The following is a 23,875-nucleotide window of genomic DNA, read 5'->3' on the forward strand; positions in this document are numbered from 1 at the left end:
TGACGGACGGTCCGGCGGCGACGTCGGTTCCACTCGTCGGAACTGCCGGTACTTCCGCCTGCGGTTCCGCTCTCCGGACAACGGCTCGACGGCGGGAAGTGGTTCAGCGCCGGAATCACCGACCGCAGACGGCGCCCGGCGGACAACGTCCAGCGGGCGGCGTCCGCCGGTCAGTGGCCGCCCGCCGCCAGGGCCTCGGCGCGGCGCCGGGCCTCGGCCCCCTCCACGCCGCGGCCCACCTCACACAGCAGGTCCGCGAGCAGACCGTACGAGCGGGCCTCCAGCGCGGCGTCGCCGACGGTGCGGCCGAGGGCGACGGCGAGGCGCGCCGAGGAGAGCGCGGCGTCCCGGCGGCCGAGGGCGTGCAGGGCGCGGGCGCGGCTGTGGGTGGCGAGGACCGCCTCGGCGCCGGAGCGGGTGGTGGCGGCCCGGACCGCCTCGTCGGCGTGGGTGAGGGCCGGGCCCGGGTCACCGGCCAGGACCAGGGCGTCGGCGAGGCCGGTGAGCGCGGGGACCAGCAGGTGGCTGGTGGCCGGGGTCCGGGCGGCGGCCACCAGGTCGGTCAGCATCGGCAGCGCCCGCTCGTGGCGGCCGGCCCGCAGCAGCGCGGCGGCCACCCGGCCGCGGCAGTGGTGGCGCAGCGCCGGGTCGCCGGCCCGGTCCGCCGCGGCGACCGCGAGGTCGAGGTGCTCGGCGGCGGTGCGGTGGGCCGCGCGGGCGACGTGCAGGACGGCGAGGTCGGTGCCGAGCCGGGCGACGGCCGTCTCGTTCCCGTCCGCGTGCGCGGCGCTCAGCCCGGCCTCGACGACGGCCCGCCAGTGGGACCGGTCATGGGTCCGGTCGTGGCCGGTGGTCTCGTACAACAGGGCGATCCGGTGGGCGAGTCGCCAGGACCCGGCGGTCCGCCCGTACTGCTCGGCGCAGACCACGACGGCCCGCAGGGCGCTCTCCTCGCGGCGGAACCAGTCCGCCGCCCGCGCGCTGCCGCCGCCCGCCGGGCACCCGGCCGTGGACTCGACCGTCCAGTCGGCGGTGACGTCCAGGTAGTGGGCGATCAGCCGGTCGAGGGTGACGAACCGTTCCTCGCAGCTGAGTTCGGCGGCCTGCCGGGCGGCGTAACGGCGCACCAGCTCGCGCCGGGCGTAGTGGCCGGGGACCGTCTCCTCCAGCAGGTGGACGGCGTCCAGCCCGGTCAGCAGGGTGCGGGTGACGGCGGGCGGGAGGTCGGCGAGGGCGGCGGCGGTGGCGGTGTCGACGACCTGGCCGGGGTGCAGGCCGAGCAGGGTGAACAGCCGGGCGGCGGCGGGCGGCAGCGTCCGGTACGTGCGGTCCAGGGCGGTGGTGAGGCCGATCGGGCCGAGCACGGTACCGGCTCCGATGCCGACGCCGGCGCTGGTTCCGGTGCCGGCAGCGGTCCCGGTACCGGTACCGGCTCCGATCCCGGAGAGGGCGACCAACCCGGTCTCCTCGTCGGCGAGTTCGCGCACGAGGTCACCCGGGGACCAGTCCGGCCGGGCGGCCAGCCGGGCCGCGGCCAGGCGCAGCGCGAGCGGCAGGCGGTCGCAGCTCTCGGCGAGTTCGGCGAGTTCGGAGACTTCGGTGGGTTCGGTGGGCCCAGCGGGCTCGACGGCTTCGCTGGGCTCGGCGACGGCGTCCGGGGCGTCGCCGGTCCGGTCCGGTCCGAGCGCACGGGCGAGCAGCGCGACGGCGTCGTCGGAGGTGAGCGGGCCCAGCGGGAGCGGCACGCCGCCCTCGCGCACCAGCAGGTGACGCAGGCGGCTGCGGCTGGTGACGACAGTGACGGGCGCCGGGCCGTCCGCGCCGCCGTCCGCCGCCGGCGGGTCGGGCAGCAAGGGGGCGAGCTGCTCGTAGCAGGCGGCGTCGTCCAGCAGGATCGCCAGCCGCCGGCCGGAGACCAGTTCGCGGTACCGGCGGGAGCGTTCGGCGGTGGCGGTGGGGAGGGCGTCCGGGGCGACGCCGAGGGCGGTGAGGAACTCGCCCAGCACGTCGGCGGGTTCGCGCGGCCCGTCCGGGTGGAAGCCGCGCAGGTCGGCCCGGAGGAGACCGTCCGGGAAGTGCCCGGCGCCGGGCCCCGCCGCCCAGTGCCGGACCAGGGCGGTCTTGCCGACCCCGGCCGGACCGGTGACCAGGATCGGGCGGCCCGCCCGGGCTGCGGGCAAGGCCTCCTCCAGCCGGGCGAGTTCGGCGCTCCGGCCGACGAAACGGCGGTCGGGCGGGGCGGGCCGGGTGTCGAACCGCTCACCGGCGCGGCGCAGTTCCGGCCCGGGCGGGCCGGCGAGCCGGGCCACCGCGTGCTCGTACCGCTCCCGTGCCTCCGCGCGCCGCCCGTCCTGCTCCAGGCAGTGGACCAGCCGGGCGGTCAGCGTCTGCCGGGACGGGTGGGCATCGGCCGCCGCCGCGAGTTCGGCGGCCGACTCGCCGCCGCGGCCCGCCCGGAGCAGGCCCTCGGCCAGCCGCTCCAGGGCGCGCAGCCGCAGGTCGGTGAGGTGCGGGAGCGACCACTCGCGCAGCAGGGCGGAGCCGCAGTCGGTGAGCGCCGGGCCGCGCCACAGGTCCAGCGCGGCGCGCAGCAGCGGCAGCGCGGGGTCCTCCGGGGCCGGCTGCCCGGGGGCGATCCGCTCCGGGGCCGTCCCGTCCGGGGCGGCGGGCCCGGGCAGCAGCACCCCCGCCTCCTCGCAGAGGCGCGCGAAGCGCAGTGCGTCGACCCGGTCGGGCTCGCCGGCCAGCAGGTACCCGGACCCCCGGGTGTCCAGCACCAGCCCCGGGCCGTCCAGCAGTTGGCGCAGCGCCGCGACGTGCCCCTGCAGGGCGGCCCGCGCGGTGGGCGGCGCCGAGCCGTCCCAGACCAGCTCGATCAGCTCCTCGGTGGCCACCGTCTGGTTCAGCCGCACGGCGAGCGCGCACAGCAGCGCCCGGCGTTTGGGGGCCGAGGGCGTCACCGCCGTCCCGTCCTCCCGCCGGACGACCACCGGTCCGAGCAGATCGATGTGCACGCGCCCTTCCCCTCCCCACCTGTGAACTCCCGTCCGAGGATAGGCCCGGCCGGCGGGAGCGCGGCGCGGCGCGGCGCCGGACACCCGGACCGGGCGCGGGCCCGGGCGCGACCGGCGCAACCGGCACCCGCCCCTGCCACGTCCACCGGGGGCAGGGGCGACGCCCCGGTGCGGACCGGCGCGGTTCGCGCACTACACTGCTCCACCCCGGGGCCACCCCGGGTGTGGTGTACGGCGAGGGTGGGGGTACGTGGTGCGGATTCGGCTGCTCGGCCCGGTGGAGTTGCGGGTCGGGGCGGACGGCTTCGCGACCCTCGCGGGGGCGCAACGGCGGGCGGTGCTCGCGCTGTTGGCGCTGGGGCTCGGCCGCGTGGTCACCGTGGACCGGTTCTGCGAGGCGCTGTGGGGGGAATGGCCGCCGGCCAGCGCGCGGGCGGCGGTGCAGGGTCACGTCGCCGCGCTGCGCAAGGTGCTCGCCGACACCCCGTTCGAGCTGCACACCCGGGCCTCGGGCTATCTGCTGACCGGACCGGCCGACCAGGTGGACGCGCTGCGCTTCGAGACGCTGACCGCCCGGGCCGCCGAGCACGCCGGTCCCAGCGACGGAAGCGGCCCCACCGGCCCCACCGGCCGCGGCGGCCGCGGCGGCGACGCCGAGGCGATCGCGCTGCTGGAGGAGGCACTGCGGCTGTGGCGCGGCGAGGCCCTGGCCGACCTGCCCGACACCCCGCTGCGCACCGCCGCGGTGGACCAGCTCCAGCAGTCCCGCACCGCCGCCCTGCTCCGCTGGGCCTCGCTGCGGCTGCGTCAGGGCACCGGCGCGGCAGCGGTCGCGGTGCTGGAGCAGGACGTCCGGACGGACGGGCTGCGCGAGGAGCTGGTGGCGCTGCTGATGCGCTGCCTGCGTCAGGCCGGCCGGCCCGCCGACGCGCTGGCCGCCTATCACCGGGCCCGGCGGCGGCTGGACCACGAGCTGGGGATCCGGCCCGGCCCGGCCCTGCGGGCGGCCCTCGCCGAGGTGCTGGCCGACGACCGTCCGGACGCCCTGCCCGCCGCGCCCCCGGCGCCCGGGCCCGCCGCCCGGGTCCCCCAGCAACTCCCCCGCCGGATGGTGGACTTCGTCGGACGGCAGGCCGAGCTCGACCGGCTCGACCACGACTGCGCCCCGGGCCGCGCCGCGGACGGCCCGGTCCTGGTGGTCGGCCCCGCCGGGGTCGGCAAGAGCGCGCTGGTCACCGCCTGGGCGCACCGGTCCGCCGACCGCTTCCCCGACGGCCGGCTGCACGCCGACCTGCACGGCCTCGCCCCGGCCGGCCCGGCCCGCCCCGACGCCGTCCTCGCCGACTTCCTGCACGCGCTCGGGGTCCCCGCCGACGCCGTCCCGGCCGACCGCGCCGGACGCGCCGCGCTCTTCCGCGAACGCACCAGGGGCCGACGGCTGCTGGTGGTCCTGGACGACGCCGCCGACCCCGACCAGGTCGCCGACCTGCTGCCCGAGGGCCCGGGCTGCGCCGCGGTCGTCACCGGCCGGGGCCCGCTGGAGGACCTGGTCGCCCTCGACGGGGCCACCCTGCTGCGGCTGGCCGCGCTGCCCGAGCAGGACGCCCTGCTCCTCCTGGAACGCGCCCTGACACCCGAGCGGGTCCGCGCCGAACCCGAGGCCGCCGCCCGCCTCGTCCACCTCTGCGACCGCCTGCCGCTCGCCCTGCGGATCGCCGCCGCCCGCCTGGCCGCCCAGCCCGCCTGGACCGTCGCCGGACTGACCGCCGAACTCGCCGACGAGCGGACCCGGCTGGCCGTCCTGGACGTCGACGACACCCTCGGCGTCAGGCCCCGACTGCAGTTGACGCTCCGTCAACTCTCCCCGTCCGCAGCCGACCTGCTCACCGCCCTGGCCGTCCACCCCGGCGGCGAGGTGGACACCCTGGCGAGCGCCGCGCTGCTCCGCACCGACACCGCCACCGCCCACCGGGCGCTCGGCGAACTGGCCGCCCGCCACCTGCTCACCGGCACCACCCCCGGCCGCTACGGCCGCACCGACCTGGTCCGGCTGTTCAGCGCCGGTCTGCTCGCCGACCTGCCCGAACCGCGCCGGCGCCTGCTCCGGGAGCGCCTGGCGGACTACTACCTCGCCGCCCTCCGGCACTGCGGCTCCCTGCTCGACCCCGGCCAGGAGGACACCGGCTCCTCGGCCCACCCGCCGCGGGCCCTCCCGTCCGCCGTCGACATCCGCACCGCGCTCGACTGGTTCCGGGCCGAGGAACCCGCCGTCCGCGCGCTCGCCGACGCCATCACCGTCACCGACCCCGGACGCGCCTGGCGGATCGCCCTGACCAGCGGCTCGCTCTACTACGGCGCCAGCCGCTTCACCGACTGGCTCGCCCGGGCCGTCGCGGGCCAGGAGGCGGCCGAACGCTGCGGCGACCCGGTGGCGGTGGCCCTGCTGCACACCTGCCGGGCGCAGGCCCTGGTCGCGCTCGAACGGCGGCACGAATCGGCGGAGGCGGCGCGGAAGGCGGTGGCCGCCACCGACTCCGTCGACGGACCGCGGGCCGCCTCCGCGCGCGTCCGGGCACTCGCCACCCTCGCCATGGTCACCGCGATGCTCGGCGACTCCGCCGAGGCGAAGCGGCTGGCGGCCGCCGCCACCTCCCTCGCCCTGGCCTCGGGCGACCGCCGGCGGCTGGTCGACGCCAAGGTCCACCAGGGCTGGGTCAGCCTGGCGACCGGCGACCGGGACGACGCACAGCGCCGCTCCCGCGAGGCCCGCGAGCTGTTGCCACCCGTCCCGGTCACCCAGGTCCACCTCTGGTCGATGTTGACCGAGGCGCAGGCCCTCCCGCCGACCGTCCGCGACGAGACCGCCGACCTCGCCTGGCACCGGCTGCTCGCCGCCTGCGAGGAGGCCGGCCTGCTCTACCTGCACGCGCTCGCCGAACAGTCCTACGCCGCCCACCTGCTGGCCCGCGGCCGGGAGCGGGAGGTCAGCGACCGGCTGCGCACCGCGCTCGACCGCTTCCGCTGCCACGACCGGCAGGCGGGGTACCTCAGCGAGTTCACGACCAGTCTGGAGGAGTCGCTCAGCCTCCGCTCCGCGGACCGGTCACCGGAGCACTGAACGGCTCCGGGTCACCGCAGCACTGAACGGCTCCGGGCCACCGGTGCACGGCCCCACGTCACCGCCGAACGGCCACGCGCCCTCGGGCCGGTGGACCGCTCCGCGTCACCGGGCCGCCGAGGCGGCGCCGCTCTCCGCTGCCGCCGCCCCCGCCGACGACCGCGTGACCGGGGCGTACCCGTGCTCCGCCGCCAGGACCGGACGCAGCGCCCGGATCGCGTAGAAGTTGCGGGACTTGACCGTCCCCGGCGGCACCCCCAGCCGGGCCGAGGCCTCCAGCACCGACCGGTCCTTCAGGTGCAGTTCGACCAGCACCTCCCGGTGGTGCTTCTGCACCCGACGCAGTGCCAGCGCGATGTCCCGGGCGACCACGACCTGTTCGTACGGGTCCTCGGCGAGCGGGCGGTCCTCCAGCGGCTCGCCGATCACCTCCTTGGCGCGGGCGGCGGCCATCCGGTAGTGGTCGATCGCGATCCGCCGGGCCACCGTGAACAACCAGGGCCGGCTCTGCTCCGGCCCGGCGCTCAGCGCCTCCGGGTGCTGCCAGGCGCGCAGCAGGGTCTCCTGCAGGATGTCCTCGGCCTTGCCGCGGTCCCCGCCGGTGGCCCGCAGCAGCGCACGCAGCAGGTAGCCGCCGTGCAGCCGGTGGATCTCGGCGAGCGTCTCGGGGTCGAGGGTCGGGCGGGCCTGGCGGGCCGGGGCGGTGGCAGCTCCCTCCGCGTCCGACGGACCCCCGGAGGGCTGGGCGACGGACGTGGGCTGGGCGACGGACGGCTTCGACACGCGCTACCTCTCAGATCGGGCAGGGGGCGCGGCACGGACAGGGCACCGCTGGACACCTACCGGACGGCCCGGCGGCGACTGTGACAGCACACTGCCGGACCCCGCCAAGTCCTCACCAACGATCCGCCAACGCCCCGGCCCGGGGCACCCGGTCCGCCGCCGGGTGCCGCGTGAGCGGTGCCCGGCCGATGTCGTACGCCCGGTCGGACGCCTGCAGCCGCACGCCCGTGACCGGACGCCTGCAGCCGGACGCCCGCGGCCCGGTCGGCCTCACTCCCCGTTGAGCGCCCGGACCAGCTCCTGCACGCCGTCGTCGCCCCGGTGCTCCATCAGCACCGTGACCCAGGTCGCCAGCCGCTCCCGCTCCGCCGCCGACCACCCCGGCGCCGACGGGTGCTCGTCCACCACCAGCGCCGCCGCCACCCCCAGCAGCCCCGGTGCCGCCCCCGGCCGCCACCGTCCCGGCGGCGCCGACCGCAGCGCCAGCCGCCGGGCGACCGCGATCACCTCCTCCGCCGCCGCCTCCGGCACCGCCAGCCCGGTCGGCCCCGCCACGACCGGTGCGCCCGCCCGCACCAGGGCCGCGACGAACTCGCGCGCCTCCGGCCCGTCCGCATCCATCCCGTGCCCCTCCCCCGTCCCGATCACGGGACTCACGCTCGTTCGACCACGATGGCACTCGGCGGGCGCCGGGTGCCACCGCATGACGGTACCGAGCGGTAGCCCGTCGAGCGGGGGAATTCGTGCCATACGACCGGACGGGCGGCCGCACGACACGGCCTCCCGACATGCCAGGGGGCGCGAGGCGCGCCCTTGCCCCGCTCAACGGTCGCCCCGCCGGGAGTGGTTCAGCTGAACCGGAACCGGGCCTTCGGCCGTGGTCCCGACTGTAGGGGCCGGTCGGCGGCGCCGGTCGGACACGGCACGAACCGGAAGGTCGGGCGATGGCTTTCCCCGAGCGCACCCCCCGCACGGACCGCGGCATCGCGGCCGCCCAGGCCGCCCAGGCCGCCCCCGACTACGCGCCGGCCGCCTGGCCCGAACCCGTCGCGCTGCTTCCCCGACGCCCGCTCGACCCGCTCGGCACCGTCCTGATCCCGGCCCCCGAACGGCAGTTGTACACCCGCAGCCGGTCCGCCCAACCGCCCCCGGCGGCCCCGGCGCAACCGACTCCGGCGCAACCGGTCCCGGTCTCGCCGCTGCCGCCGGTCCCCCCGGTTCCTCCGGTCTCCCCCGTCTCGTCGGTGCCGGCCGGCCCTGCCGCCAGGGCGGGGTTCCCTCCGGCGGCCGCGGTACCGGACGCCTCGGCCGCGCACCGCGCGCCCACCGGCCCGCGCGGCCTCCGCCTGGCCCTCCGCGGCGGCGGGCAGGCGCGGCGCCGACAGCTGCTCGACCGCATCCGCGTACCGCTGCGCGTCTGCCACCGGATCGCCGTCCTGGGCAGCCCCGCCGGGGGCGTCACCACCGTCCTCGGCGCCCTGCTCGCCGAACACCGTGCCGACCCGGTGCTCGTCCTCGTCCCCGGCGGGCCCTACCAGGGCGAGCGGCGCACGGCCGGCCGGCTCGTCGTGCAGTCCGTACCGGCGGACCCCGCCGCCCTACCGGCCACCCTCGCCGAACTCAGCGGCCACTACCCGGTGATCCTCACCGACACCACCGCCTCCCCCGTCGACCTGCGACCACCCGCCGTCGAACTCGCCGACCAGCTCGTCGTCTGCGAACCGGCCTCCGCCGGCGGCGCCGGGAACGCCGCCTCCCTCCTCGACCACCTGACCGCCCTCGGCCGCCACGGCCTGGCCGGCGGGGCCGCCACCGTCTTCACCTCCGCCCCGCCCACCGACCGCCCCCTCGCGGAACGCGACCTCGCCGCCTACTTCCGCACCCGCTGCCGCGGCGCCGTCGTGCTGCCGCCCCACACCCCGGCCGACCCCGCCACCCTCCGCCCCCGGATCCGCACCGGCTACCTCGAACTCGCCGCCCTGGTCGGCGACGCCATGGCCGACCGCCGAGGCTGAACACCGGCGCCTCCGCCGCCCGTCGGCAACGTCAACTGCACGGTAATACACGGCGATTGACGACGGGCGACTGCGCCGAGGGCGCTGCTGACGGCCCGGCCGGGAGCCCCTTCACCCCGGCGGACGCCTCCCTCACCGCCTCCCTCGCCCTCAGCCCTCGGGCCGCCCGGCCGGGAGGTCCTGCGGCAGCAGGAGGCTGAGTGCGTCCAGGTCCACGACGTCGAGCCGGGCCAGCCGCCCGGCCTGCCGGGTGATCATCGTCTCCAGGGTCTGCCGGGCGAAGCGACCGTTGCCGAAGCTGCGGTCGCGCGGGACGGCTTCGCACAGCCGCGCCAGGGCGGCGAGGGTCTCGGGAGCGCAGACGTACCCGGCCTGCTCGGCCTGCCGCCGCACGATGGTGACGAGTTCGTCCGCGCTGTAGTGGCCGAAGGCGATCTGCCGGGAGAACCGGGAGGCCAGGCCGGGATTGGAGGCGAGGAAGCCCCGCATCTCCTCCTGGTAGCCGGCCACGATCACCACCACCTCGTCCCGGTGGTCCTCCATCAGCTTCATCAGGGTGTCCACCGCCTCCTGACCGAAGTCGCCGTCGGCGGCGCCGCCGCGCGGGGTGAGGGTGTACGCCTCGTCGATGAACAGCACGCCGCCGCGGGCCCGGTCGAAGGCGTCCCGGGTGAGCTGGGCGGTGTGGCCGATGTAGCGGCCGACCAGGTCGGCGCGGGCGGTCTCGACCAGCCGGCCGCCGGGCAGCACGCCGAGCTCCACCAGGAGCTCGCCGTAGAGCCGGGCGACGGTGGTCTTGCCGGTGCCGGGCGGGCCCGCGAAGACCAGGTGGTGACCGATCGTCACGGTGGGCAGCCCGGCCGCCGCCCGGCGCCGCCCCTGGCGGATCAGGTTGACCAGGTCCTCGACCTGCTCCTTGGCCGCGGCGAGGCCGACCATCGAACGCAGCCGGTCGAGCGCTCCGGGCTCCCCGACGGCGGGCTCCCCAGCGGCGGTGTCCCCGGCCCCAGTGCCCCGGGCCGTCGCGTCCCCGGCCGTCGTACCGCCGGCCGCGGGAACGACCGCCGCGGCCCGCCCGCCGACGTCGGCGGGCAGCAGCCGGGTGAGGGCGGCGTGGTCGAAGTGCTCCAGTGCGGCGAGCCGGGTGGCCTGCCGGTCGACCATCCCCTCGAAGACCTTGCGGGCCTCCCGGCCGTTGCCGAAGCCGGCCCCCCTGGGCATCCGTTCGAAGTGGACGGCGAGCGCCTCGCGGGTGCCGTCGGCGAGCTCGTAGCCGTGACCGGCGGCGGCGTGCTCCACGATCGTGGTGAGTTCCTCGACGCTGTAGTTCCGGAACTCGACGGTGCGGCTGAACCGGGAGGCCAGGCCGGGGTTGGAGGCGAGGAACCCACGGATCTCGGCCTCGTACCCGGCGACGATCACCACCAGGTCCTCGCGGTGGTCCTCCATCAGTTTGACCAGGGTGTCGACGGCTTCGCGGCCGAAGTCGGGGCCGATGGCACCGGATCCGGCGGACAGGGTGTACGCCTCGTCGATGAACAGCACGCCGCCGAGGGCCTCCCTGACCACCTCGGTGGTCTTCAGGGCCGTCCCGCCGATGACCGGGGCGACCAGGTCGGCGCGGGCCACCTCGACCAGGTGGCCGCTGCGCAGCACGCCGAGCTCGGCCAGGATGGCGCCGTAGAGCCGGGCGACGGTGGTCTTGCCGGTGCCGGGCGGCCCGGCGAAGACCAGGTGCCGGCTCATCGGGAGGGCGGGCAGGCCGGCCTGTTCGCGGCGCCGGGTCAGCTTGTTGAGGTTGACCAGGGTGGTGACCTGCTCCTTGACGCCTTCCAGACCGACCAGGGTCTGCAGGACGGCCTGCGGCCCGAGCGGACCGGCGTCGGCGGGGCGAGCCGGCGCGGTCCCGCCGACGGGCGCGGTCCCTCCGCCCGTGGTCCCTCCGCCCGCGGTGGCGGCGGCCGCTCTCGGAGCGTGGGCGTCCGGCGACCGGTTGTGCCGGCTGTCGAGGTCCTCGACCGCGAGCCGGTCGGTCGGCTCGGTCTGCCGCAGTCCCGCGCCCCGGTTCTCGGCGGCCAGGCAGTCGGTGATCCGGACGGGCGCCGCGGACTCGGAGCGCAGCCCGTCCAGGGTGTTGCCGGTGAGCCGACAGGAGGTCAGCGTGGCACGGGCACCGGCCATCAGATGGAGTCCGTGGCGGCGGTTGGCCCGCAACCGGGATCGGGTGGCGGTCAGTTCGCCACCGCGCTCGACGCTCACGCCGTCGAAGGCGTTGTCGGTGGCGTCGACCTCGCGCAGGACGGCGACACCCTCCGCCCCGACCGAGATGCCGCAGGCCCTGCTGCCGCGCACCTCGCTGCCGCCGAGGCAGGCACGGGCGCCGGCGGCGATCCGGATGCCGTGCTTGCCGGAGTCGAGCACGGTGGCGTCCTCGATCCGGCCGCGCCCGCCGCGCAGCACCTCGATCCCGTGCCCGCCGGCCGCGGTGACGGTGGTCCGGCGCAGCAGCGGGTCGGCGCCCTCGCGCACCACGATGCCGGTACCGGCCGCGGAGCGGACCTCCAGCCGGTCGAACTCGGCGGCGCTCGCCCCGGTGAGTTCGACGCCGTCGGTCTCGGCGTCGCGCACCACCGCCCGCACCAGGAGGGGTCGGGCCGACTCGCCGACGTGGATGCCGGCCCGGGCGGGGGCGATGACCTCGCAGTCCTCGAAGGTGCCGGCGGACCGGCCCGCGATGTGCAGGCCGTGGCCCTGGGGTCGCACGGCGCGGCAGCGGCGCAGCAGTGGGTCGGTGCCGTCGGTGAGCACGTAGCCGTGGCCGTGGACGGCGGTGACGGTGCAGTCCTCCAGCACGACCCGGGCGGTGGAGCCGACGAACACGCCCAGCGCGCTGTCCCGGATCCCGATCCGCAGCAGGCGCGTGCTGCTCCGTTCCTCCAGGGCCACGGCGGGCCGGTCGGTGGCGGAGATCTCGCAGTCCTCGACCACGCCGCGCGATTCGCCGTTGGCGCACACGCCGTTTCCGCGGGCGTCGCGCAGCACGCAGCGCCGCACGGTCGGGTTCGCCCGCTCGCCGATCACCACGGCGGAGGTGCCCAGGTGTTCGATGACGCTGTCCTCGATGACGCTGGCCCCGGTGGAGGTCTCGACCAGCCCGGCGCCGGCCGGGTTGACCACCCGGCAGTCACGCATGGCGAGTTCGCCCTGTTCGCGGGTGAGCACGGCGGCCCACGCGGTGCCGGCGACCTCGCAGTCCCGCAGGACGAGCCGACCGCGCGGGACGTCCACCGCGGGCAGCTCGTCGTCCTGCCCCTGCAGCACCAGGCCGGTCAACCGGGCGGCTCCGGTGAGCACCCGGACGACCGAGCCGCGCCGCGGGCTGATCCGCACACTGCCCCGGACGTCCTCGGCGGTGATGCTCACCACCTTGGTGAGCACCAGGTTCTCGTCGTACCGGCCGGGGCGGACCGAGATCACCGCGCCGCTGCGGGCGGCCTGCAGGGCTTCGCCGATCGTGCGGTAGGAGCCGGGCTCGCGCTGCTCCGCGCAGACCGTCAGCACCGGGCGCGACATGCCTGGTTCCCTTTCGTCGTGGGGGTGTGGTGGCTCGCCTCGTCAACCGGCCGGCCGACCGGGCGACCGGCGGACGCGGCGCCGGCGTCAGGGCGCGCAGGTGGCGTGGACCGCGCGGACGGAGTGGACGGCGCAGGTGGCGTGTACGGCGCCGACGGCGCGGACCGAGCGCGCCGTCCCTCGGGTCACCCAGCGGCTCCCGCGCCGAGATCGAGCGCGTAGCGGGCGGGGTCCACGGGCCGGACGCGGTCGGCGGGGGCGACGGCGTCGCGGCGGGCGAGCCAGCCGCGGAGGCGGTCGGGGCCCGGGCGGACGCCGCCGATCTCGTGCAGCAGGACCCGGGCCGGGCGTCCGGTGTCCGGATCGGCCGGCTGGACGTCGACCACCTCGAAGTCCGTCCCCGGGGCGAAGACCACCGTCGGCTGGTCGCCCGGTTCGCCGAAGGCCGAGCTGCGGCGGCCGCCGACGGACCAGATGGCGAACTCGATCCCGACGTCCTCGCCGAGGTCCGCGCCCGGTGCCGCCAGGCCGGTCACCGGTGCCGGCTCGGTCAGGACCGCGCCCCGGGTGTACCCGGCGAGCTCGGTCGCCCCGGCCGGGCCCGCCACCAGCACGCCGCCGTAGTGGCTCGGCAGCCGCCGCAGGCCGGCGGCGAGGCAGCGCAGGTACGGGCCGAAGCGGCCGGGTGCGCCGGACCGGGCCGCCGCGCGGAGTTCGGCCGCGGAGGCCAGGGGGGTGCAATCGCCGTGCTGGAGCAGTACGGCGACCAGCTCGGGCCTCGGGTCGCCCTGCTCCGCCCGGACGCGGAGGCTGGGCAGCCGAGTGGCGGCGTCCTCCACCCGTCGCATCAGCCGCACGTAGGCGTCGCCGAGCTGGGCGACCAGGGCCGCGCGGTCCTGCGCGGGGGTGGTGGGCTCGGCGACCGCTGCCGGGGGCGCGGGTTCCTGCTCCGGGTCCGGCTCGGGTTCGGGCTCGGACTCCGGGTCCGGGTCCGGGTCCGGGTCCGGGTCCGGGTCCGGGTCCGGGTCCGGGTCCGGCTCCGGGTCAGCCCGTTCCTCCGCGGCGGAGGGCTCCTCGGACGCCGATGACGCCGATGACGCCGACGGAGCTTCCTCGGGCGCAGCCACCGGGCGCACCTCCGGGGGTGTCTGCTCGAACGGCTCGGACACCGCCGCGGGTTCGGCCTCGGTCGCCTCAGCCACAGCCACCGGCCCCGCCTCCGCCCCGATCCAGTCCAGCCCGTACAGCCGCGCGCAGAACCGCCCCACCGCCGCCGATCCGACGTCCAGCGTCCCCGCGACGGCGAGCGCGAGGCGCACCGTTCCCGGCGGGAGTGAGCCGAGCACGGCGCCGAGGTGGTCCCAGAGCAGCTCGGGCACCGGGCGTCCGGGGGCGCCGACGACGAGCACCGGCTGCGCGGGGTCGGGGCGGCGCAGCCGGGGCCCCCGGTCGGGGGTGGCCGCCGGGCGGAGCCAGAGGCCGGCCGCGACCGCCTCCAACTCCCAGCCGGGGAAGGCCGGGTAGCGTGCCGGCCCGGGAACCGGGGGCAGGTCGGGCCGGGCGCGCCAGGCGACGGCGGTGACGGTGCGGTCGCTCGGACGGGCGACCAGCTCGGTGAGGTACGGTTCCCAGCCCTCGGCGCCGTTCGCACCCACGTGGACGTGTCGGGCAGCGCTCCTCTCGGCGGCTCCGGCCCCGCCTCCGGTCGCCACCGGGAGTCCGACGGCCGCCCGTACCTCCTGCCGCAGCGAAGCGGCCGACACCGCGGCCAGTTCGATGAGCCGGATCGGCTCGGCCCACGGCGCGCTCAGCGCGAGGCGTCCCCGCTTCCCGGTGGTCTCCTGCAACAGTGCCGCGGACTGGGCGAGTTGGTTGCCGCTGGGCAGCATGCCGCCCGGCTCGCCGAGGACGAGCAGCAGTCCGTCGTCCGTCGCGACGGCCCGGTCCAGGACGGCCGGCCGCTCCGGCCCCACGGGGGCCTCGGTGATCCAGTAGGCGCCGCCCGCCAGCGGGGTGATGGTCGCGGCGGCGGGCCAGCGGTCGCCGAGCGGCACCGCTCCCCCACCGGGCAGGCAGCGCCACCAGGATCCGTCGACGACCGGCAGCGTGCCGTCCGCCTCGACGCTGACCACCGCGTCGGGCGCCACGACCGTCAAGCCGCAGCGACCGGCCAGCAGTTCGGCCGGTCGCCGGCCGGTCCGCCCGACCGCCGCGAGCCCGGAGGCGGCGAGCACCAACGTGTCGGCGCCGCGGTCGCGCGCCGCCTGCGCGAGCACGTCCAGCGAGGCCGTCAGGACGGGCGCCGCGTCCGTGGCGGCCACGAGCAGCAGCACCGCCCGCGACTCGGCCCGGACGGGTGCCAGCGCCTCGGCCAGTCCGGCCGCCTCCGCGCCGGGCGGCGCGATGACGAAATGCGGCCCGAGCGCCCGCAGCGTCGAGCCACCCGCCCCGGAGACCGCGACCCCGGCAAGCGACCAACCGGGGTCCGCCCCCCCTGCTACCGGACGTCCCCCGGCATGCGAAGGCAGCGGACCCCCCGTCATCCGTCCTCCCCGCCTCCTGCGGCACACCCGCTCCTCCGGGAACGCACGTTCCGCACGCCCTCTCCGGTGTTACGGGCGACGGGGTCCGTCCGGTTCACGACCCGGCAGGCCCGGCGACCCGAAAGGCGCTCTCGGACGACACGCCGTGCCCGCAGCGGAAACCCTCCGCATACGGCCGGACCTAACGTGTCCTCCAACCGGGGCCCACGGGCCGCGGTGGAACACAGCGGACCAGAGAGAAGAGACCACAGCCCATGCCGTTCATCACCGTCGGCCAGGAGAACTCCGCCCCCGTCGACCTCTACTACGAGGACCACGGCACCGGTCAGCCGGTCGTCCTGATCCACGGCTTCCCCCTGGACGGGCACTCCTGGGAGCGGCAGAGCGCCGCACTGCTCGACGCCGGCCACCGGGTGATCACCTACGATCGCCGCGGCTTCGGCCGGTCCTCCCAGCCCACCACCGGCTACGACTACGACACCTTCGCCGCCGACCTGAACACCGTGCTGGAGACTCTGGACGTCCGGGACGCCGTGCTGGTCGGCTTCTCGATGGGCACCGGCGAGGTCGCCCGCTACGTGTCCTCCTACGGCTCCGGCCGCGTCGCCAAGGTCGCCTTCCTGGCCTCCCTGGAGCCCTGCCTGCTGAAGACCGACGACAACCCGGACGGAGTCGCCCCGAAGGAGTTCTTCGACGGCATCGTCGCCGCGGTGAAGGCCGACCGCTACGCCTACTACCGGGACTTCTTCCAGGACTTCTACAACCTGGACGAGAACCTCGGCTCGCGGATCAGCGAGGAGGCGGTCCGCAACAGCTGGAACACCGCGGCCGGCGGCGGTTCTTACGCGGCCTCGGCCGCGCCCGGCACCTGGTACACCGACTTCCGCGCCGACCTCCCCCGCATCGACGTGCCGGCCCTGATCCTGCACGGCACCGGCGACCGCATCCTGCCGATCGACAACACCGGGCGGCCGTTCCACCGGGCGCTGCCCTCCGCCGAGTACGTGGAGATCGAGGGCGCGCCGCACGGCCTGCTGTGGACCCACGCCGAGGAGGTGAACGAGGCGCTGCTGGCCTTCCTCGCGAAGTGACCGGGGGCGGCCCGTCCGCCCCCGCGCCGAGCCCCGGGCCCTCCCCCGTCCTGCCGGACGGAGGAGGGCCCGGGGCTCTTCCGTCGTCCGCGGCCGCGCTCCGGCGGACGGGGTGCACGCCCGGACCTGAGGGTGTGCGCTGAGCGCAAAGTCCGCCCCCGACGTGCGACTTAACGTTCCATCAGGCATCCGGGGCGGAGCCGGTCCGTGCACACCGGCCCGCCCGGACGCCCCTCCGCCGCCCGGACCGGGGCGGCGGTCCCGAACCGTCACAGGAGGCTGGACAGGTGCCTGCAATGCCGGTCGGCGGGCTGGTCCCCCACGCCGTCGAGAACGCGGCCGACGTGGTCGTCCGCAACGCGAAGATCCACACCGGGGACGCCCACCGCCCCCCGGCCGGCGCCCTCGCCGTCCGCGGCGGCCTGATCACGGCCGTCGGGGACGACGCGGACGTCGCCCCGCTCATCGGGCCCGCCACCACCGTGGTGGACGCCCTCGGCCGGCGGGTCGTGCCCGGCCTCAACGACTCGCACCTGCACGTGATCCGGGGCGGCCTCAACTACGTCCTGGAGCTGCGCTGGGACGGGGTGACCTCGCTACGCCAGGCCCTGGCGATGCTGCGGGAGCAGGCCGCCCGCACCCCCCGGGGGCAGTGGGTGCGGGTCGTCGGCGGCTGGTCGGCGGAGCAGTTCGCCGAGCGGCGGCTGCCGACGCCCACCGAGCTGAACGAGGCCGCGCCGGACACCCCGGTGTTCGTCCTCCACCTCTACCAGTCGGCGATCCTCAACCGCGCGGCGCTGAGGGCAGCCGGCTACACCCGGGACACCCCCGACCCGAAGGGCGGCCGGATCGTCCGGGGCCGCGGCGGCGAGCCCACCGGCATGCTCCTGGCCGCGCCCGCCGCGCTGATCCTCTACTCCACCCTCGCCAAGGCACCCGCCCTGGCCCCCGAGGAGCGCAAGGCCTCCACCCGGCACTTCCTGCGCGAGCTGAACCGCTTCGGGCTGACCTCCGCGATCGACGCCGCCGGCGGCTTCCAGAACTTCCCGGAGAACTACGCCACGGTCACCGAACTCGCCCGGGAGGGCCTGCTCTCCCTGCGCATCGCCTACCACCTGTTCCCGCAGACCCCGGGCCAGGAGCTGGCGGACCTCACCCGGTGGGTCGAGACGGTCCGCCCCGGGGACGGCGACGAGTGGCTGCGGCTGAACGGCGCCGGCGAGAACCTCACCTGGGCCGCCGCCGACTTCGAGAACTTCGCCGAGCCACGCCCCGAACTCGACGGCTACGAAGACGAGTTCGAGAAGGCCGTCCGGCTGCTGACGGAGCACGGCTGGGGCTTCCGGCTGCACGCGACGTACGACGAGACGATCCGTCGGGACCTGGCGGTGTTCGAGAAGCTCGCCGCCGAGGGGCTCTTCCCGGCCGGCAACCGGTGGCTCTTCGACCACGCGGAGACCGTCTCCCGGGACAGCCTCGACCGGATCGCGGCGCTCGGCGGCTCGCTCGCCGTGCAGAACCGGCTCTCCTTCCAGGGCGAGGTGTTCACCCGCAGGTACGGCGTCGGCGTCGCCGCCGAGGCCCCGCCGATCCGCGCGATGCTGGAGCGCGGGCTGACCGTGGCCGCCGGTACGGACGCCACCCGGGTGTCCTCGTACAACCCCTGGGTCGCCCTGCACTGGCTGGTCTCCGGCCGCACGGTCGGCGGCCTGGCGATCCGGTCGCCGCAGAACCGGGTCGACCGGGCGACCGCGCTCGCGATGTACACCACGGCGGGCGCGGCGCTCACCGGCGAGCAGGACGTCAAGGGCGTGCTGCGGCAAGGCTGTTACGGCGACCTCGCGGTGCTGTCCGACGACTTCTTCACGGTGCCCGAGCAGGAGATCCCGCACATCGAGTCCTTGCTGACCGTGGTCGGCGGCCGGATCGTCCACGCCGCGGCGGACTACGAGGGCATGGACGAGGAACTCCCCGCGGTCACCCCGGCCTGGAGCCCGGTCGCCCGCTTCGGCGGCTACCACTCCCACCGGAGCCCGGGCGGCGCGGGCGCCCGGCAGGCCGAGCTGCTCGGCGAGGTCGTGGCCGAGTCGGAGCTGCAGCGCGCCTGGCGCGCCGGGCGCGGCCTGGCGGTCGAGCAGGCCCAGCCGTTCGACCCCTGCATCCTCCTCTGACCCCACGGTCCACCGGACGGCGCGACCGACCGGACCATCCGGCGCAACCGGCCCCCACACCGGGCCACGTACCGGACCGGATCACGCACCGGGCCACGTACCGGACCGGATCACGAACCGGACCGGACCGCCCAGCAGACCTCCGCCGCGGAACACCCCGCGGCGGATCCACCAGAAGGACCGAAGGGAACCCTCATGGTCGACCTCACCCGGGTCAGCTCGACCCCCAGCCCCGACCTGCTGACCCCCGACAACGCCGTGGTGCTGTTCGTGGACCACCAGCCGCAGATGTTCTTCGGCACCGGCAGCGGCGACCGCACCGCGATCATCAACGCCACCGTCGGCCTCGCCAAGGCCGCCCGGGCCTTCGACGTCCCCACCGTGCTGACCACCGTCGCCGCCGAGTCCTTCTCCGGCCCGCTGCTGCCGCAGCTGGCGGCGGTCTTCCCGAAGGCCGAGATCCTCGACCGCACCTCGATGAACGCCTGGGAGGACGAGGCGGTCGTCGAGGCGGTCAAGGCCACCGGGCGCGGCAAGGTCGTCATAGCCGGCCTGTGGACCGAGGTCTGCCTGGTCCTGCCGGTGCTGTCCATGATCCACCAGGGCTACGAGGTCTACGTCGTCACCGACGCCTCCGGCGGCGTCTCCCCGCAGGCCCACGAGCACGCCGTGCAGCGGATGACGCAGGCCGGCGCGGTGCCGGTCACCTGGGTCCAGGTGCTGCTGGAGCTCCAGCGCGACTGGGCCCGGACGGAGACCTACGGCGCCGTCATGGAGATCGTCAAGGAGCACGCCGGCGCGTACGGCCTCGGGGTCGTCTACGCGCAGGCCGTCATCGGCGAGCACGCCGCGGGCTGAGCCGGCGCCCGCCGACTCCGCATCAGCAACAGAGACCAGGGACAGGAACAGGGACGATGGACACCGGACTGCTGATCCTCCGTGTGGTGGTGGGCCTGCTCATCGCCGGACACGGCGTACAGAAGGTGAGTTACCGGCTCGGCGGCAACGGCCTCGCCGGCGGGACGGAGGAGTTCCGGCACGACGGCTTCCGCGGCGGGACGCTCACCGCGCTCGCCGCGGGCGCCGGGCAGATCGGTTCGGGCCTGTTCCTGGCCCTGGGCGCGCTCACCCCGGCGGCGGCCATGGTCGCCATGGGCGTGATGACGGTGGCGCTGACGGTCAAGCGGCCGCACGGGCTCTGGGTGCAGAACGACGGCTACGAGTACCCGCTGGTGCTGGTGGTCGTCTCGGGAGCGCTCGCCCTCACCGGCCCGGGCCGGTGGTCCGCGGACCACGCCGTCGGCCTGACCGCCTGGCCGCTCCGGCTGTCGGTCGCGGCCGTGGTGCTCGGCCCGGCGAGCGGGCTGCTCACCCGGGCGGTCCTGCACCGCGCGGCGGTGCCCGGGGAGGCGACGGCCGGTGCGCGCCCTGTCGGCTGACGCCCTGCGGACCCTGGTCCCGCCGCGCGCGGACCGGCACGGGCCGCTGCCGCCGCTGCTGCTCCTGCTGACGGTGGCCACCGGGGTGGTGGACGCGGTGAGCTACCTCGGCCTCGGCCACGTGTTCGTGGCGAACATGACCGGCAACGTGGTCTTCCTGGGGTTCGCGCTCGCCGGGGCCCCGGGACTGTCGGTCGTGGCCTCGCTGGTCTCGCCGGCGGCCTTCCTGGCGGGCGCGCTCGTCGGCGGCCGGCTCGGCAGCCGCACCCCCCTCCACCGCGGCCGGCTGCTGGCGCTGGCCGCCGGGATCCAGACCGTCCTGCTGACCGCGGCGGCCGGCACCGCCGCGGCCGGTGGGGTCGGCGGCAGCGGCGGGTCCGGTGCGGTCAGTGGGACCGGCTATCCGCTGATCGTCCTGCTGGGGCTCGGCATGGGCCTGCAGAACGCGGTGGCCCGTCGGCTCGCCGTGCCCGACCTGACCACCACCGTGCTCACCCTCACCCTGACCGGCCTGGCCGCCGACTCCACGGCGGCCGGCGGCTCGGCACCCCGTCCGGGACGCCGGATCCTCTCGGCCCTGGCAATGCTGCTCGGCGGCCTCGCGGGGGCGGCGCTGGTCCTGCACGGGTGGCTCACCGCTGCCCTCGCCCTGGCCGCCCTGCTGCTCCTGGCCACCGCGCTGACCGCCCGCCGGCTCTCGGCCCCCGACGCCCACTGGGCGCCGCCGACGGCCTGACCGGCACTCACCGACAACCCCCATGTGGACAGCCCACGTGGACACGACCCCGCCCGCCCGGCGCCCGCTCAGCGGGCGCCGGGCGCGGCGACGACGACCGGGAGGTCACCCGATGAAACGACGCTTCGTCCGACGCGTGGTCCCGCTGGTGGCGGCGCTCGCCGCACTGACGGCGGTCCCGACCGCCACGGCGACCCCGGGCACCCAGCCCCAACCCATCGGCCTGCACCGGCAGTTCGCCGTCGGCCCGCAGTACGACTCCACCCACGTCTACGTCGAGCCGGGCACCGAGCAGGCCTTCGCCGCCGCCTGGGTGGCGACCTTCGGCGGAACGACGATCGGGCCGAACGCGACCCAGGTGACGCCCACGCCGAGCCGGACGCTGTCCGAGCTGGTGGTCTCCCCGGTCGGCACCCTGTCGGTGTTCGACTACACCACGCCCGTCCCGTACCCGTTCGGCGCCGAGCGCACCGGCTGGCTGGTGACCGACCTCGACCAGGCGGTCCGCGCCGCCCGGGCCGACGGCGCGGCCGTGACGGTCGCCCCGTTCGCCGACCCGATCGGGCGGGACGCCGTCATCCAGTTCCCCGGCGGGATCACCGCCCAGCTCTACGTCCACGCCACCCCGCCGTCCTACCCCGAGCTGGCGAGCGTGCCGGAGAACCGCCTCTACCTGTCACCCGACGCGGTCGGAGCCTTCCTGCACAGCTACCTCGCCTTCACCCGGGGCCGGGTCGTCTCCGACGACCGGCGGGCCGACGGCGCCGCGATCGGGCTGCCCGGCACGACGTACCGACTGCTGCGGCTCTCCTCCGGCTTCGGCACCACGACGGTCGCCGTGACGGACGGTGGCCTGCCGTACCCCTTCGGCCGGGAGCTCACCGGCTACGGCGTGCCGGACCTCGGCGCGACCCTGCGGCGGGCGCAGGCCGCGGGCGCGTCGGTGCTGTGGGGCCCGGTCACGGCGGGCGGCCGGGACAGCGCGATGGTGCGCTTCCCGGGCGGCTACGTCGCGGAGATCCACTCGGACCGGTGAGCGGCCGTCGCGGACGGGCCCCGGGCTCGCCCGCGGGCTCAGACGGCGACGCCGCACCCGGACGGGAAGGCGCCGGGGCGGGTCCCGCGCCCGGCGCCGGGTGCGGGACCGGCCCCGGCGTGCGCCTGCCACTCACGCGGGGAGACCCCGTAGCGGGCCCGGAACGCCCGGCTGAAGTGACTGGCGCTCACGAAGCCCCAACGACCGGCCACCGCCGCCACGGTGGCCCGGCCGGCGGTGCGGCGGGCCAGGTCCCGGCGGCACATGTCCAGCCGCTGGCGCTGGATCCAGCGGGCCACCGTCACGCCCTCGAAGCGGAAGAGCTTGTGCAGGTACCGCACCGACACGTGGTGGGCGGCCGCGATCCGCTCCGGCGAGAGGTCAGGGTCCCCGAGGTGGCGCAGGATGTGGTCCTTCACCCGGGCCAGGGTGGCCAGGGCCGCTTCGGGAGCCTCCGGCACCGACCGGCCGCGGCGTTCCTGGGCGAGCACCGCCAGCAGGTCGAGCGCCGTGGTCGCGAGCCAGAACGCGAGCTGCGGCTCCATCGAGCCGGCCGACCGGGAGAGGCACTCCAGGTACCCGGCCACCAGCCGGGCGGTGTCGTCGGCGCCGTCGAAGAGCGTCGCGGTCAGCACCCGCAGGTCCTCCTCGCCGACGCCCGCGACCGACCGCGGCCAGTGGAAGGCGGTGAAGGCGAAGGCCTCCGGCAGCTCCTTGACGAACGGCCGCCCGGCGTCGGAGACCGCGAAGGTGCCCGGCCGCAGCTCGACCCGGTGGCCGTCCTGCACCAGACGGGCGGTGCCGCGGTGCTGCAGGGCCAGCGTGAGGTGGTCCTCCCCACCGCGGGCGATCAGCGCCGCGCTGCGCTCGACCCGCTGCGGCCCGGCTTCCACCAGGGAGACCTGCAGGGCGCCCAGCTGGTGGCTGGTGATCGTGGCGGGGGCGGCCGCGCTGTCGAGCAGCGACACGTCGAGCGGGATGAAGGTGGCGGAGACGGCCTCGTGCCAGTACTCCGCGCGGTCGGCGGACGGTACCCCGGTGGTGTCGAGGACGACGGGCATCGGTGGCTCCGTAAGGGGTCGGGCGGCCCGGGAGGGGCCGGCGGTGACGGATCGGTTCGTGTCGTGGGTGGCTCCCGAGCAGTGGCCGTCCGGCGCTCCGGGGCGGGCTCACCACGAGCGGCTGTGCAGGGCCACGTGCACGGTGTCGAGGACCTGGATCAGCGCGGCCCGGGCGGTGCCGGTGGGGCAGGGCCCGGCGAGCAGCAGGAAACCGTGCACGGTGCCCTGGTAGCGCGTCGCGACCACCGGCACGCCGGCCGCGCGCAGCCGGGCCGCGTAGGCCTCGCCCTCGTCCCGCAGGACGTCGGCCTCGGCGGTGACCACGAGCGCCGGGGGGAGCCCGGCGAGCTGGTCCAGGGAGGCCCGCAGGGGCGCGGCGGTCGCCTCCCGGCGCCGTCGCGGCTCCGGCAGGTAGTCGTCCCAGAACCGGCGCATGTGGTCGCGGTGCAGGAAGTACCCGGAGGCGTACCGGCGGTAGGACGGGGTGTCGAAGTCCGCGTCGGTCACCGGGCACAGCAGCACCTGGTGGACCAGCGGGACGTCGTCGCGCTCCCGGGCCACCAGGGTCAGCGCCGCCACCAGGTTGGCCCCCGCGGAGTCGCCGACGGCGGCGATGCGGCGCCCGTCCAGCCCGATCTCGTGACCGTGCGCGTGGATCCACCGGGCCACCGCGTGGCACTGCTCGACGGCCACCGGGTAGCGGGCCGCAGGCGCCCGGGCGTAGTCCACGTAGACCACGGCGGCGTCGGTGCCCAGGGCGAACTCCCGGACCAGCCGGGCATAGCAGGCGGCGTCGCCGAGCGACCAGCCGAGGCCGGGGAGGAAGAGCACCACGGGGCTCGGTCCGACGGTGCCGACGGGTCTGGTCACCTGGACGTGCACCCGTCCGGTCGGCCCGCAGGGCAGGGCGAGCCACTCCGTCGAGGTGCCGTGCGGGTCGTCCGGGTCGCCGTCCGGGTCGCCGTCCCGCTCGTCGAGCGGCCCGGGGTACGGCCAGGCGGGCGCCTCCGCGGACGACTCGGTGCCCGGGGCACCGTCCGGGGCGAGGAAGGAGAGGTCCGGCAGGTCCGTCGCGGCCCGGCCGGCCCGGGCGTCCAGGAACTCCTGGAGCGCCCGGTCGAGGACCGGGCGCCGGTCGGACAGGGGGGTGGGGTCGGACAACTCTTCGCTCCTGGCTCGGATCGGTGGGCGCCGCGGCGGGTACCCGGGGGTGCCGGGCCGGCCGCCCGGCGCACCTCCCCCGGTGGGTGCGGCGGCGCCGCTCGACCGTACGGCCGGGACGGCGGCCCCCGGTG

Annotated in this window: 15 protein-coding genes; 8 read left to right on the forward strand and 7 right to left on the reverse strand. The window is 76.7% G+C overall.

Annotated features, from left to right (window positions below; genetic code table 11):
• Positions 1-170 precede the first annotated feature (170 nt).
• A complete protein-coding gene (locus AB0Q99_RS18625) occupies positions 171-3,014 on the reverse strand; it encodes a BTAD domain-containing putative transcriptional regulator (RefSeq protein WP_363573054.1) in 2,844 nt (947 codons plus the stop codon).
• Between the two features lie 250 nt (positions 3,015-3,264).
• On the opposite strand from AB0Q99_RS18625, the gene AB0Q99_RS18630 reads away from it, so the two are divergent.
• A complete protein-coding gene (locus tag AB0Q99_RS18630; protein WP_363573056.1) occupies positions 3,265-6,132 on the forward strand; it encodes a BTAD domain-containing putative transcriptional regulator in 2,868 nt (955 codons plus the stop codon).
• A 105-nt stretch (positions 6,133-6,237) separates the two neighbouring features.
• On the opposite strand, the gene AB0Q99_RS18635 is transcribed toward AB0Q99_RS18630, so the two are convergent.
• On the reverse strand, positions 6,238-6,915 hold the full coding sequence (locus tag AB0Q99_RS18635; RefSeq protein WP_363573058.1) for a sigma-70 family RNA polymerase sigma factor: 678 nt from the start codon (positions 6,913-6,915) through the stop codon (positions 6,238-6,240).
• 270 nt (positions 6,916-7,185) lie between these two features.
• A complete protein-coding gene (locus AB0Q99_RS18640) occupies positions 7,186-7,536 on the reverse strand; it encodes a hypothetical protein (protein ID WP_363573060.1) in 351 nt (116 codons plus the stop codon).
• A gap of 323 nt (positions 7,537-7,859) precedes the next feature.
• On the opposite strand from AB0Q99_RS18640, the gene AB0Q99_RS18645 reads away from it, so the two are divergent.
• Positions 7,860-8,930, forward strand: a complete 1,071-nt coding sequence (locus tag AB0Q99_RS18645; protein WP_363573062.1) for a hypothetical protein — start codon at positions 7,860-7,862, stop codon at positions 8,928-8,930.
• A gap of 150 nt (positions 8,931-9,080) precedes the next feature.
• On the opposite strand, the gene AB0Q99_RS18650 is transcribed toward AB0Q99_RS18645, so the two are convergent.
• Together AB0Q99_RS18650 and AB0Q99_RS18655 are read right to left on the reverse strand one after the other, a co-directional pair.
• Complete coding sequence (locus AB0Q99_RS18650; RefSeq protein WP_363573064.1) at positions 9,081-12,503, reverse strand: right-handed parallel beta-helix repeat-containing protein; 3,423 nt, start codon at positions 12,501-12,503, stop codon at positions 9,081-9,083.
• A 185-nt stretch (positions 12,504-12,688) separates the two neighbouring features.
• On the reverse strand, positions 12,689-15,046 hold the full coding sequence (locus AB0Q99_RS18655; RefSeq protein WP_363573066.1) for a hypothetical protein: 2,358 nt from the start codon (positions 15,044-15,046) through the stop codon (positions 12,689-12,691).
• A 254-nt stretch (positions 15,047-15,300) separates the two neighbouring features.
• Here AB0Q99_RS18655 and AB0Q99_RS18660 point away from each other — a divergent pair, with 254 nt between their 5' ends.
• The 6 genes from AB0Q99_RS18660 to AB0Q99_RS18685 all read left to right on the forward strand — a co-directional run bounded on the left by AB0Q99_RS18660 (position 15,301) and on the right by AB0Q99_RS18685 (position 21,519).
• Positions 15,301-16,137 carry an alpha/beta hydrolase gene (locus tag AB0Q99_RS18660; protein WP_363573068.1) on the forward strand — a complete coding sequence of 279 codons (837 nt, stop codon included), beginning with the start codon at positions 15,301-15,303 and terminating at the stop codon, positions 16,135-16,137.
• 296 nt (positions 16,138-16,433) lie between these two features.
• On the forward strand, positions 16,434-18,308 hold the full coding sequence (locus AB0Q99_RS18665; RefSeq protein WP_363573234.1) for an amidohydrolase: 1,875 nt from the start codon (positions 16,434-16,436) through the stop codon (positions 18,306-18,308).
• A 195-nt stretch (positions 18,309-18,503) separates the two neighbouring features.
• Complete coding sequence (locus AB0Q99_RS18670) at positions 18,504-19,166, forward strand: hydrolase (protein ID WP_363573070.1); 663 nt, start codon at positions 18,504-18,506, stop codon at positions 19,164-19,166.
• Positions 19,167-19,222: 56 nt separating this feature from the next.
• Complete coding sequence (locus AB0Q99_RS18675) at positions 19,223-19,747, forward strand: DoxX family protein (protein ID WP_363573072.1); 525 nt, start codon at positions 19,223-19,225, stop codon at positions 19,745-19,747.
• Complete coding sequence (locus AB0Q99_RS18680) at positions 19,728-20,483, forward strand: YoaK family protein (protein WP_363573074.1); 756 nt, start codon at positions 19,728-19,730, stop codon at positions 20,481-20,483. Before AB0Q99_RS18675 ends, AB0Q99_RS18680 begins: the two co-directional genes overlap by 20 nt.
• Positions 20,484-20,595: 112 nt before the next feature.
• A complete protein-coding gene (locus tag AB0Q99_RS18685; protein ID WP_363573075.1) occupies positions 20,596-21,519 on the forward strand; it encodes a glyoxalase in 924 nt (307 codons plus the stop codon).
• Between the two features lie 38 nt (positions 21,520-21,557).
• Here the strand turns inward: AB0Q99_RS18685 and AB0Q99_RS18690 are convergent, their stop codons facing one another.
• Entirely contained in the window at positions 21,558-22,580 is a 1,023-nt protein-coding gene (locus AB0Q99_RS18690; protein ID WP_363573076.1) for a helix-turn-helix domain-containing protein, read from the reverse strand.
• Positions 22,581-22,688: 108 nt separating this feature from the next.
• A complete protein-coding gene (locus tag AB0Q99_RS18695; RefSeq protein WP_363573077.1) occupies positions 22,689-23,741 on the reverse strand; it encodes an alpha/beta hydrolase in 1,053 nt (350 codons plus the stop codon).
• Positions 23,742-23,875: the final 134 nt, after the last annotated feature.

This window comes from Kitasatospora sp. NPDC086791, from assembly GCF_040685975.1.
Classification (GTDB): domain Bacteria; phylum Actinomycetota; class Actinomycetes; order Streptomycetales; family Streptomycetaceae; genus Kitasatospora.